Raw genomic sequence first — 12,887 nt, forward strand, 5'->3', positions numbered from 1 at the left:
GGCCGTCGGCCGGTCAGGCCCGGGGCAGCTCCGGCTCGGCCTTCCGATCCTTCAGCACCTGGCTGGCGGCGGCGTCCAGGGTGGTCGTCACCCAGGCGCTCAGCTCGCTGCCGACCTGGATCGCCGCGGTGTGCCATCGCTGGAGCCGGTGGTCGGGCAGGACCAGCGCACGCGGAGCTATGGCGGTGCTGGTCGGGCCGGCGACGCGCTGCCGGCCGGCCCGAACGGCATTGCGCAACTGCTTGGTCGTCCACTTCAGGTGCTCAGCGCGATCCAGCCAGGCGTCCTGTTCGTCGACGGGCAGGGACGCCAGCTCGGCATGGTGCTGGAAGCTGAGAGCGGACCGCCGGCGGGGCATATCGAACCGCCGGCAGACCCACGAGTAGTTGCGGAGCGTCTGGTACTGCAGGCCGGCCGCGCGGATGCCCCGTTCATAACGGTCGACGTACTGGTCCTTGCCGTAGATGAGCCAGTCCCCCAGCCACCAGCTGGAGGAGTCGATCAGTCCGGACAGCTGACGGCCGGCGCGCTCCCAGTCCTCGAAGGCCANCCCCGGGGGGATGTGCAGCCCGACCTTCGTGGTGAGCACCTGGGGCAACCGCGGCCCCTGCCCGCCCGGTCGCCGCGCTCTGGGCACTCCCTCGGGTTCCGCGCGTGAGGTCAGCACGTCGGAGTTCTCCCGCCCCTCGATCTGATTCATCATCACGCCTCCGTGTCAACAATTCTGCGAACCTCGGAGTACACCGAGTCATCAGCGGCTGTCTGAATAGGTTCGACGACGACCCGCGTGGAGCGGGCGAGGTCGGCGGCCAGGGCGGCCGCCTCCCCCGGGGTGGGGGCGGCGACGAGGATCATTCCCACGTACCCTCCGTCCTCCGGGTCGACCAGCGCACCGGGCTCGACGAAGAGCTCGGCGCGCAGGACGGCCGGATGGTCGAGCACCCTGCGCCATTCCTCGACGAGAACGAACCGTCCGAGCGGACCGGTGAGGAACCGCACGGCCGCGGCACGCTGCGGCACCAGCGGCTGGGCGTCGCGGGATTGGCCCAGCGCGTCTCCGTAGATCAGCCCGAACAGCTCCAGGTCGGGGATCGCATGGGCGAGCAGGACGTGGGTCCAGCCGCCGCCCAGGCGGGCCTTCACCGTGCCGAGCACGACACCGGCGTCCGTGAGCGTCAGGTCGACATGGAACGCGCCGAAGGACAGCGACAGGCTGCGCAGCGCGGCGACCACNGTGCTCTCGACCAGGGCGAGGTCGTCCGCGGGCAGGTCCGCCGGCAGGACACGGGCCCGAGTCCGCATCCGCGGCCCGGGGCCGAGCTCCTTCTCCGCGATGGCCAGCGTGCGTGGCTCCCCGTCGAGGAAGACGCCCTCGGCGCTGAACTCGCGCCCTCCCACGAACTGCTCGACCAGGAGCTCCTCGTCCGATGGCAGTCGGGCCAGCGCGGCGGTCAGATCCGCGGGCCTTCGCACCAGGGATACCGTGTTCCCTCCCGCCGACCGGCGGGGCTTGACGATACAGGGGCTGCGGGTGTCCCGCAGAAACTCGGCGGCCTCGGCGCGGTCGGCGCAGAGCCGAAAGCGCGGCTGGACGAAGCCCGCGGCGGACAGCGCGGCCCGGCAGCGGTCCTTGTCGGCGATCAGCTCCACGGCCTTCGGCGCGTTGCCGGGGGCGCCGATCTCGGCGGCCACCTCGGCCACCATCTGCTGGCTGCGCGAACCGACGTCGAACACCATGTCGAAGCGGGCGCCGCCGGCCACCATCGACCGCGCCCACGCTACCCACTCATCGGTGCGGGCGAAGTCGACGGCGGAGCAGACGTCCGCCAGCTCGCGCAGCGTGGCCGCCGCGGCGAGCGACCGCGTCCGGTCGGTGACGTGCGTCCACACCCCGCGGGCCCGGCCTTCCAGCAGCGCTCGTCCCGCGATGTCCTCGCCGAGTGGCGCGGGCCAGTCGGCGCCGAGGAGCAGCGCCGCCGGCCGATCGTCGGCGGGCACGATTCCCCCGTTCGCCCCCGCCCGGATGGACAACCGCCTGGCCGCCGTCGGACCGACGAATCGTTCGGGCATCCGGTTACTCCCCTTTCAGCTCGTACCGCTTGCGCAGCCGGCCATCCCGCGAAATCCGGATGACTGGAACACACCATGCTCGGCGGGGGTATTGACCGGCTATCAGGCCGCCATCTGTCGATCATGCCAGCTATCGAATGGGACCGAAAGCCGAACGAGGGCGCGTTGAAACCGCCGCGCTGTGTGATTTCTCCCGAAGCGGCCGCCACGGGCCGCAACAGACCGCCGGGGTACGGCGGAAAACCTGAACGGGAGACCCAGGATGACAACCAGCGCGATTTCCTCCACCTTCGCCCTGAAGGCACACTCCAGCATTCCCGCGGGAAGCGACGACACGCACTGGGGCACCTGCGGAATCAGCGCGCCGGACTTCTCGTCGAACCCGACGGTGGCGAGCGACGACACGCACTGGTAGTGATCGCGCCCCGCGCCGCGACCACAGCAGCCTGAATCAGGAGGTCGCGGCGCCCGGAATAAGGTGCCACTTCACGGTCAGCTCAGCCANCATCCGAGCAGCCTCCGGAGAACCGAGCTTGAGCAGAATCAGCCTGGCCCCCGCCAGCTCGNCACCGGCCGCCACATAGTCCGCCTCGGCGGCGAGAAGTTCGGAGAAGATCATCCGAACGCTCGCCTGAAGCAGACCCACTCCAAGCCGGTCGAAAAGCTCCCGCGCCGCGGCGAGGTGGATACGAGCGACCTCATAGCCGCTTCCCACCATCGCGATCTCACCCAGGGCCAGNAGGCTGCGGCCCTCGATCATGCGGTCGCCCACCTGTTTCGCGAGACGCAACGCCTGGATCAGGCTCGCCTCCGCGGCGCTGAGATTGCCCTGCCTCCACTGGGCCCGGCCGAGTCCGTTGAGAGCATGGCACTCACCGAACTGATCACGGTTCCGGCGGACCAGACGCAGCGCCCATTCGAATGCCTGCGCCGCCGATCCCGCCTCATGATCGCGTAGATACAGCTCGCCGAGCCGAAAAATCACCTGCGCTTCCACGCGCTCGCAGTGAATATCCCGGCAGATGGCCAGCGCCGCGGTGAGCATGTCCCGCGCGGACTCGTGCTCCGTGTCCTCCTCCGTGCGGGCCTTCGCGATGTTGACCAGCACGTGCGCCTCGCCCGCGCGGTCACCCACGGCGCGCAGACCGGTCAGGGCGGTGTCGTACTTGTCCAACATGGCGGAGTGATCGCCGCGCAACCAGTCGATCTGCGCCATGTTGCGAAGCACCAGCGACTGGCCATGCAGATCGCCGATCTCCTCGAACGCCGCGAAGGCCGCGGGCAGCAGACGCTCGGCCTCCTGCAGATCCTGCTGGTACACGGCCAGGCTCCCCAGCGAGTAGCGCATCGCCGCGGCGCCACGGACGTTGCCCGCGCCCTCGCAGACGGNAAGAGCCAGCTCGGCGGTCTCCCGCCAGTCGTCGAAGTAGCCCTTCGCCTCGAAAAGCGTCACCGAGGTCAGGGCCAGGTCCCAGCACAGCTCGTCCATGCCCAGCTCGGCGGCCTGGCGCACGGCGCCCACCAGCGGGCGGCGCTCGCTTTCCCACCAGGTGATGGGGTCCTCGACCAGGTCGTCGATCACGTCATCCGGAAGCTCCCACAGGGCGGCGTCGCCGTGCAGGACGGTGAAGTCGCCACCGTACTCACGGCGGTGCGCCCGCCGCACGAGCGAGAGCCAGCATCCCAGCACCCTCTCCTGGGCGGCCCGCGACTCGTCCTCCCGACCGGCCTCGCGCAGCCGTTCCTTCGCGTAGATCCGGATGAGGTCGTGGTAGCGGTAACGTGGCTCCTCGCCAAGCATGACCACCACGTCGAGCAGCTGCGCGTCGACCAGCCGCTCCAGGGTGTCCTCGGACTCCGTGACGTCGATGTCGAGCAGCGCGGCGGCCGTCCAGGCCGCGAAGTCCTCCCCGTTCAGTAGGGCGAACAGGCGGAAGAGCCGCTGGGCGGACACGTCGACGCCCCGGTAGGCGACGCTGATGGTCGAGCGCAGCTCCAGGNCGCCGTGTTCGAACTCGTCGAGGCGTCCGGCCTCGTCCTGCAGCCGACGGACGAGCTTGGCGATGGGCCAGTGTGGGCGGTGCGCGAGGCGGGCCCCGCCGATCCGCAGCGCCAGGGGCAGGCCGGCGCAGAACTCGGCAAGCTGCGTTGCTGCCGGCAGCTCGGCGCGGACCCGCTGCTGCCCCGCGATGTCCGCGAGGAGGTCGATCGACAGATCGTTGTCGAACACCTCGAGGTTGATGCAGACGGCACCGGCCAGACCGGTCATCCGAGAGCGGCTCGTCACGATCAACGCGCAGCTGGGGCTGCCGGGCAGCAGCGCCTGGACGAGCGGCTCGTCGACCACGTCGTCGAGCACCACGAGGATCCGTTTCGCCGCGAGCCTGCTGCGGTACATCGAGCCGCCCTCGGCCGGATCCTCGGGGACCGCCGGTCCGGGAACGCCCAGGGCGCGCAGGAACCGCGAAAGCACCTCGGCGGAGCCCGCCGCACCGGTCATGCCGCGNAGGTTGGCGTAGAGCTGCCCGTCCGGGTAATGCGCCTTGAGCTCGTGCGCGGCGCGCACCGCGAGCGCGGACTTGCCCACACCGCCCTTGCCGGTGATGGCCAGCACGCGCACCGAGTAGCGTGCCGCCATCTGGTCCTGATCGGCGCCGAGCGACTGGACGATCTCGGCCAGCTGCTCGGATCGGCCGGTGAAGTCGGCGATGTCGCTGGGCAGCTGCCGCGGCGGTACGACGCCGGAGTCCGCGGCCGTGTCCTCCCCGGGCGCACCGGACACCGGACCCGAGCCGGCACCCGTACCAGTACCGGTCGCCGCCGCAGGCACGTCGGCCTCCCGGTCCGGCACCCGCAGGTCGAGGACCGGATCGTGGTTCAGGATCGCCGTCTCGAGTTGCTGCAGCTCCTTGCCTGGCTCGATGCCGAGCTCGTTGACGAAGATGGCACGCATCCGGCGATAGCACTTCAGCGCCTCGGCCTGCCGGCCCGCGCGGTAGAGCGCGAGCATCAGCGAGCCGTACAGCCGCTCCCGCAGCGGCTCACGCTCCACCAGCTCGAAGAGCTCCCTGATGACCTTGTCGTGCCGGTTGAGCGCGAGCTCCAGCCGCACCCGCTCCTCGATCGCGGTCAGCCGCATCTCGTCAAGCTGGGTGGCGGCCCGCTGCACGAAGTCGCTCTCCACGCCCTGCAGCGCCGGGCCCCGCCAGAGGCCGAGAGCGCCGTGCAGCTCCTCGACCGCCTCGGCGACCTGGCCCTTACCGGCGAGGTCGCGTGCCGAGGCGACCATCCGACCAAAGCGGGTGACATCCAATTCTTCCGCGTCGATCGAAAGCAAATAGCCCGACGCGCGGGTGGCGATGGCATTGGAGCGGCCGGCGTCAGCAAAGGTGCGACGCAGTCCCGAAATGCAAATCTGAATCTGGGAGCGCGCCGTTGCCGGCGGCTCCGTACCCCACACCGCCTCGATGAGCCTCTCCAACGGCGTCACCCGGTTGGCTTCCAGGCCCAGCATCGCCAGCACGATCCGTAGCCGGGGACCGCCCACAGTCAGCTGCTGACCGTTGTGAAGCAGCTCCAGAGGACCTAGAAACCTGAACTCCATTTCACCCCACAGGAGCGCTCCAGCCGGAGATCCGGCGTCGTATCCCGGGGCGGCGCCATGCGCGCCGCAGAGCCACACTGTCGACACAGAATCTAACACGTTGGCAACGAGAAGCGTTACATGACCTTGAACCGCAGGGCAGAAGATTGTCGAGCAGCTACGCACGGTTGACGCGCCGCCAGCCTTGGCTTCAGGAACTCGCGGGCACCGTTTATGTTGGCGCGACCGGCCCCACTCAACACCGCGCGATGCCTTGCCTCATGTGGTCAACGCCACCATGACCAGCCAAGCACGGAGATTTGCCAGCGTCGCGCGGGGCGGCGGCCGCCCCCCCGGGGGTGGCCGGGGAACGCGCTCCCGGACCACCCCGCCGGGCACCGGACGCGGGGACCGGCGGACTCATGTGGGGTCGAACATGACTCAGGGTAAAACTCTCACCATGATCTGGTGGTCGACCTGAGGGAGCCAGCGGCCGAGCTGGCGGGTGCGATGTCCTCATTCGTGCCGGCGCTGGTGGTGGTCGGAGCGGGGTCGCGGTGGGCGGTCTGGTCGTGGAGCAGGTGCCGGGCAAGCATGATCATGCTGCGGCAAGCATGATCATGCTGCGGAGAACCGCGCCGAGGGCGCGACTTCTGGCGCGGGACGTGGCGCACCGGGTGATGGCGCTGCCAGCCCTGGCGCTGGTCCTTGCCGCATACGGCCCGATCCGCCTACCAGGAGTGCCTGGCTAGCAACGGCGTCCCCCTGCCCACTCCGCCGGCAGGGCAGGGGGCACCGCCCGGCGGCTCCCGCCTGCAGGGCGCCCAGCCCTCTCAATCAAGGATCGTGACATCGCCGGGACGGGGATCCCGCCCCAGGACAAGTCGATGGTGCTCTCGGCCGTGCGCAACGCAGGTGGGTAAGCGTAGGTCACCACCCACAGATGATCGATCGCCTGGNAGCGGACTGTCATGCGGCACGGAGCCGGATGCGGGCTGGGCACACCGGTTCACGCCGCACACGTGATCACCCATCACCGCACCTCCCGTGCACATGTCCTCGCGGGAACCGTAGTCCTGGTACCCGCGCAGAGCAGAGAATCTCACGAACCTACCCGGACGACCGACGGATTACTTGCGTTCCGCGGTCGGAAGAAAGATCGCGTCGGATATGAGGGCGGTGCGGGAGGTGGCCATGGTGAACGCGTCGATGATGAGTTCGGTGCGCATGTGGTTCGCCATCGACCAGCCGATGACCCTGCGGGAGTAGAGGTCGATGACGGTGGCGAGATACAGCCATCCTTCGCCCGTGCGGACGTAGGTGATGTCCCCGACGAGCTTGGCGCCAGGGCGGGTGGCGGTGAAGTCGCGGCGGATGAGGTCGGCGGGCGGGCGCCTGACCGGGGGTCGTGGTGCGCCGGTAGGCCTTGGGCTGGCAGCCCTTCAGCCCGGCCCGACGCATGATCCGCCGGACGAGGCGAACCGAGGTGGGCCGGCCCGACGTGGTCAGGGNGGCGGCGATCCGCCGCGCGCCGTAGGTCTGGCGGGACGCGGCGAACAACGCCCGTACCTGGGTCTCCAGGGTGGCGTGTCGCCGGGCCCGGGGTGACGCCGGGGGGACTCGGCCACTACGCCCGCGCTCTACACCGCCGGCAACGCTTCCTCCTGACCCGCCATGTCTGACGTCCGACCGACATCAGATGCCAGCCGGGGCTGCGGTGAATGCCCGCAGCGGCCCGATCACGACGCGGGCGGCGCCCGCTTCAGCCAGGACCAGCTGACGGTGGGTACGGGAGTCCGTCAGCACCGCTCGCGCTAACGCTCCTCCGACTCGCATCAGCAGCCCGCAGGTCCACCGGGCTGGGCACGTACGGGATGGACGCGTGCGCAACGCAGGTGGGTAAGCGTAGGTCACCATCCACAGATGATCGATCGCCTGGCAGCGGACTGTCCTGCGGCACGGAGCCGGACGCGGGCTGGGGTACACCGGTTCACGCCGCACACGTGATCACCCATTCGCGGAGCGCGAGGAGATCGCGCTGGGTCGTGCCCGTGGGGACAGCATCCGTCAGATCGCCCGGGGCCTGGGCCGGCCCGCGTCGACGGTGTCGCGGGAGCTGTGACGTAACGCCGGTACCCGGTGCGGGACGCTGGTCTACCGGGCCACGCTCGCGCTGTGGCATCGTGACCGGCGGGCCACCCGCCCCAAGACCGCCAAGCTCGCAGGCAACGAGCAGCTGCGCGGCTATGTGCAGGAGCGGCTCGCCGGGCCGGTCCGCCGTGGCGACGGCACGGTGGTGCCCGGCCCGTGGAGGGCGCCGTTCACCGGTAGGAACAAGCCGCACCGCCAGGACCGCCGCTGGGTCAGCGCGTGGAGCCCGGAGCAGATCTCGCGGCGGCTGCGGGTCGACTTTCCCGACGACGCGGCGATGCGGATCTCACATGAGGCGATCTACCAGGCCCTTTACACCGAGGGGCGGGGGGCGTTGCGCCGTGAGCTGGTCGCGTGTCTGCGCACGGGCCGCGCGCTGCGGGCGCCACGCGCGCGGGCCGGACGGCGCCCCGATGGCATGGTCACCCCCGAGGTGCGGATCGGTGCCCGCCCGGTCGAGGCCACAGACCGGGCGGTCGCGGGGCACTGGGAAGGAGACCTGATCATCGGGTTGAACCGGTCCGCGATCGGCACGCTGGTCGAGCGCACCACCCGGTTCACCCTCCTGCTGCACCTGCCCCGCATGGACGGCTACGGCCATGAACCGCGGGTGAAAAACGGTCCGGCGCTGGCGGGCCGCGGCGCCGACGCCGTCCGCTAGGCGATCACACAGGCGTTCGCCGTGCTGCCCGAGCAGCTGCGCCGGACCCTGACCTGGGGTGGTGACCTCGACTGGCCGGCGGCCGTGAGACAGCGCCCGGGTGAAGGATCGGCGGGCGGCGGCCTGGTCGCGGCGGGTGCTGGCGAGGACGTCGATGACCTGTCCGTACTGGTCGACGGCCCGGTACAGATACGTCCAACGGCCGGCGACCTTCACCTACGTTTCAGCCACGAACCACCTGTCGCCGGGACGGTGCCGGCAGGGCCGGGCCGCGTCGGCGAGCAGGGGTGTGAAGCGCTGCACCCAGCGGTAGATCGTGACGTGGTCGACCTCGAGGCCCCGTTCGGCGCGGAGTTCCTCGACGTCCCGGTACGGCAGCGCAAACCGCAGGTGCCAGCGGACCGCCAGGACGATCACCTCGGGTGGAACCGGAACCCGGCGAACTCAGACGTCCGAANCGGGACATGGACACGACGTCGACGCATCCACCGATCACGACCGATCGGCGGCTACGCGAAGGCGGACATCGCCGATGCAACAGTGCCGGCAGGGTCATCTGCCGTGCCTGTCACCCGCGCTCCGGTGTCGGGTCCGGTTCCGTCCGCGCGGCCGTCCCACCTTCCCCTGCCTCCCGGCGCTGGCGAGCCGTCCCCGGCCGATCCTCCCCGGCCGCATCGCCCTCAGCCGTTGACAGTCAAACAACCGGTTGGTAGAAACTGCCTCACCGCGTGTTGCGCGAATCACAATTGATCTCAGGGGGTCAATGTGCGAAAAACCGCACGCCTTGCGGCGTCCGTAGCGGTCTTATCGGCAGCCGTCGCCGGCTGCGCCTCGTCCGGCTCCGGGGCAACGGCCGGGTCTGGCGGCGGCGCGGCCGCATCCACCATGGCCTGCTCGGCGGATCCGTCCACGGACGCGGTCAGGACCTACACAGCGCCGCCGACGGCGCCGAACCCCGCGGTCCGGGGAAAGAAGATCGCGATCATCGCAGTGGGGATGTCGTCATCCACGGTCGCCGTCGGCGCCCGGGGCGTCGAGGAGGCCGCGAAGGCCATCGGATGGACGACCACCCTGTACGACGGCAAGCTCAATCCGGCCAACTTCCCGGTGATGGTGAAGCAGGCCGTCGCATCGAAGNCCGACGGCATCATCGGGGTCGGGCTTGATGCGCCCCTGGTGACGCAGGCCGCCAAGGACGCGACNGCGGCCGGCGTTCCCATCATCTCGGTCCAGGGCTGGGATCTCAACGACGACCCGTCGACCCAGACCGAGAAGCCGATCTTCACGACCCATATCAGCTTCGGTGACCGCTACCAGGACTTCGCCGCGGCGGTGCGTGCCTACGGCGCGGCGTCCGCGCAGTGGGCTATCACGAAGGCCGACTGCCGAGGCAAGATCATCGACTTCTCGAACAACGAGTACACCACGCTGAAGCTGCTTGAGCAGGGCTTCTCGCAGAAGATCAAGACAGGCTGCCCGGCGTGCAAGCGGGTCGAGGTCCCCTGGCTCGCCGCGGACTTCGGGCNGGCCCTGACCTCGAAGGTCAAGGCCGCCTTCCTGCAGAACCCGGACGCGGTGGCCGCCAACGGCGCGACCAACCCGACCCTCGGCATCACGCAGGGTGTGACCCAGTCCGGGCTCACCGGCAAGATGCAGATGATCGGCGGATTCGGCGTCGCCGCCGACTACGACGCGCTGCGGTCGCACCAGGGTCTGACGGCCGTGAACTCGTGGCCGCTGCAATGGTGGTCCTTCGCGGCCGTCGACACGCTGAACAGCTACTTCAACAAGACGCCCGCCCGGGATGAAGGCCTCGGGTTCGAGATCGTGGACGGAGCGCAGGACCTTCCCACGGCAGGCAAGGACTTCGCGCCGGGCTTCGACGTCCCGGCGGCGTACGAGAAGTCCTGGGGAGTCACGCGCTGATGTCGGCGATGCCTGCTGACGACGCCCGGACCGCGATCGTCGTCCGGGGGCTGTCGAAGAGCTTCGGCAGCACCCAGGCGCTGGACGGGGTGCGGCTCGAGCTCGCGTGGGGAGAGATCCATGCCCTGGTGGGCGGCAACGGCTCGGGCAAGTCGACCCTGATCAAGATTCTCGCCGGAGTGCTCGAGGCCGACGCCGGCGAGCTGACGACGGACGGGTCGACGTGGGACCTCACCCGGCACACGCCGGCGGAGTCCGCCCGGGCCGGCTTCCGCTTCGTCCACCAGGACCTGGGCGTCGTGCCCGTGCTCAGCGTCGGCGACAATCTCGGGCTCGGCGGTCACTTCGTCCGGGGGCCGTTGGGCACCATCCGCTCGCGACGCTCGCGGCGACGGGCGGCCGAGGTGCTGCGCCGGTTCGATCTGGACGTCGACCCGCGGGTGACTGCGGCGTCGCTGTCCACACCGCAGCGCGCCCTGCTCGCCATCGCCCGCGCCCTGCAGGACGTCGACGAGTCCGGCCGGGCCATCCTCGTCCTCGACGAGCCCACGGCCGCGCTGCCGGCCGAGGAGGCGAGCGAGCTCCTGCGCACCCTGCGCCGGCTCGCCGAGGCCGGGCACAGCGTCGTGCTCGTCACCCACCGCCTGGACGAGGTGCGGCGGGCGGCCGATCGGGTCACCTGCATCCGGGATGGCCGACACGTCGGCACCCTCGATGCGGCCGACCTGTCCGAGGCGCGACTGGTTGAGCTGATCCTGGGCGGCAAGCTCGAGCGCACGGTCACGGCCGCCGGGCCGGCCGACGCGTCGGCGGCGCCCGTGCTCGAGCTGCGTCATGTCGCGGGTGGCCCGCTGCGCGATGTCAGCCTGACGCTGCGTCCGGGCGAGATCGTCGGCATCGCCGGCCTGCTCGGCAGCGGACGGACCGAGCTGATGGAGATGATCTACGGCGCGCGCCGGATCGAGCGCGGTGACCTGGTCGTGCGCGGCACTGCCGTCCAATCGCCGTCGACCTCTGCGATGACCCGCCGGGGCGTCGCGTTCGTTCCCGAGGACCGTATCGCGGCGGGCATCTTTCCGCAGGAAAGTGTCGCGACGAACATGACCGCCGGCCAGTCGGGACGCTATTTCGCCAAACTGCGGCTGCNCACCGGCCTGCTGCTGCGGGACGTGGCGCGGGATGTCTCCACCTATGCGGTCCGGACGAGCAGCGTTCACCTGCCCATCAATGCCCTGTCCGGCGGCAATCAGCAGAAGGTCGTGCTCGGCCGGTGGTTGCGCACCTCACCCACGGTGCTCCTGCTCGACGAACCCACACAGGGCATCGACGTCGGATCCCGCGAGACCGTCCTGGGCCTCGTGTCCGAGGCGAGCCGTGCCGGCACCGCCGTGATCCTGGTGAGCTCCGAGTTCGAGGAGCTCACCAGGATCAGCCACCGGGTCCTCGTGCTGTGCGACGGCCGCATCGCCGACGAACACCCACACGGGATGACCAGCCATGACCTGCTGGAATCCGTGCTCGAGAAGCAGAGGGCGACCCGATGAAGGCGCAGTTACGGATTACCGAGTTCTTCGAGCGGTACGGCCTCGTGGCCCTGCTCGTCGCGGTCATCGTCTTCTTCAGCGTGAACTCCGCGACCCCCCAGTTCGACACCGTCGCCAACCTCAGGAACATCCTCACCGACCAGTCAATCCTCGGGATCCTGGCCATCGCGACCGTGATTCCGCTGGTCGCCGGTCAGATCGATCTCTCGGTCGGGCCGAATGCCGGCCTGACCTCCGTTCTGTGCGCGGGCCTGGCCGAATGCCGGCCTGACCTCCGTTCTGTGCGCGGGCCTGATGTCGAAGTCCGGCTGGCCGCTGTTCCCCGCGATCCTCGCCGCCATCGTCGTCGGCCTCGTCATCGGCACGATCAACGCGATCCTCGTCGCCTCGGTGGGCATCAACTCGATCATCGCCACGCTGGGGATGTCCAGCGTGATCGGGGCGGCCGTCCTCGCGTACTCCGGCGGAGTCTCGATCACCACGGGCGTGAGCCCCGGGCTCCTCAGGCTCGGCCCGGGGAAATGGCTCAGCGTCCCCACACTCTTCTACTTCCTCCTCGGCATCGCCCTCGTCGCGTGGTATCTGCTGGAGAAGACGCCGACGGGTAAGAACCTCTACGCGATCGGATCGAACCCCCGGGNGGCGTTGTTGGTGGGCATCGGCGTCTCCCGGCAGACGTTCGGCTCTCTCGTGCTCGCCGGCGGCATCGCGGGCGGCGCCGGCGTTCTGCTCGTCGCGGCCGTTGGCGCCGGCAGCCCACAGCTCGGCTCGAACTACACGCTGCCGGCCATCGCTGCGGCGTTTCTCGGCGCGACGTCGATCCAGCCCGGTCGGTACAACGTGTGGGGCACGATCACCGCGGTGTTCTTTCTCGCCATCAGCGTCAACGGGCTGACCCTGTGGGGGGCCGCCCCGTGGGTCAGCGAGCTCTTCGACGGTGCGGCGTTGATCG

The 12,887-nt window shown here is 69.9% G+C and carries 3 protein-coding genes and 5 pseudogenes; 3 read left to right on the top strand and 5 right to left on the bottom strand.

What is annotated here, in order from left to right:
• Positions 1-13 precede the first annotated feature (13 nt).
• The 3 genes and pseudogenes from UK94_RS29385 to UK94_RS69820 form a co-directional block, all read right to left on the bottom strand.
• Positions 14-549 (bottom strand): LmbU family transcriptional regulator (locus tag UK94_RS29385; RefSeq protein WP_235490544.1); only part of this gene is annotated, 536 nt, incomplete at its 5' end.
• 1 nt (position 550) lies between these two features.
• A pseudogene (locus tag UK94_RS75415) lies at positions 551-703 on the bottom strand (antibiotic biosynthesis protein); the annotation flags it as partial.
• Positions 703-1,233 (bottom strand): hypothetical protein (locus UK94_RS69820; RefSeq protein ID WP_235490546.1); only part of this gene is annotated, 531 nt, incomplete at its 5' end. The pseudogene UK94_RS75415 and the gene UK94_RS69820, both read right to left, overlap by 1 nt.
• 1,099 nt (positions 1,234-2,332) lie before the next feature.
• On the opposite strand from UK94_RS69820, the gene UK94_RS34185 reads away from it, so the two are divergent.
• Positions 2,333-2,485 carry a hypothetical protein gene (locus UK94_RS34185; RefSeq protein WP_157734496.1) on the top strand — a complete coding sequence of 51 codons (153 nt, stop codon included), beginning with the start codon at positions 2,333-2,335 and terminating at the stop codon, positions 2,483-2,485.
• Between the two features lie 4,322 nt (positions 2,486-6,807).
• On the opposite strand, the pseudogene UK94_RS29405 reads toward UK94_RS34185, so the two are convergent.
• A pseudogene (locus UK94_RS29405) lies at positions 6,808-7,164 on the bottom strand (DDE-type integrase/transposase/recombinase); the annotation flags it as partial.
• 464 nt (positions 7,165-7,628) lie between these two features.
• Between UK94_RS29405 and UK94_RS29410 the strand changes: the two are divergent.
• Positions 7,629-8,462, top strand: a pseudogene (locus UK94_RS29410) (IS30 family transposase); the annotation flags it as partial.
• 60 nt (positions 8,463-8,522) lie between these two features.
• On the opposite strand, the pseudogene UK94_RS33210 reads toward UK94_RS29410, so the two are convergent.
• Positions 8,523-8,922 (bottom strand): annotated as a pseudogene (locus UK94_RS33210) (IS6 family transposase); the annotation flags it as partial.
• Positions 8,923-9,230: 308 nt separating this feature from the next.
• On the opposite strand from UK94_RS33210, the pseudogene UK94_RS69825 reads away from it, so the two are divergent.
• Positions 9,231-9,602, top strand: a pseudogene (locus UK94_RS69825) (hypothetical protein); the annotation flags it as partial.
• Positions 9,603-12,887: the final 3,285 nt, after the last annotated feature.

Origin of the sequence: Frankia sp. AvcI1 (assembly GCF_001420875.1) — a bacterium.
Classification (GTDB): domain Bacteria; phylum Actinomycetota; class Actinomycetes; order Frankiales; family Frankiaceae; genus Frankia; species Frankia alni.

What these genes read in the sequence shown, in the direction of transcription:
- UK94_RS34185 (WP_157734496.1), top strand. Translation starts at nt 2,333, where the DNA reads ATGACAACCAGCGCGATTTCCTCCACCTTCGCCCTGAAGGCACACTCC.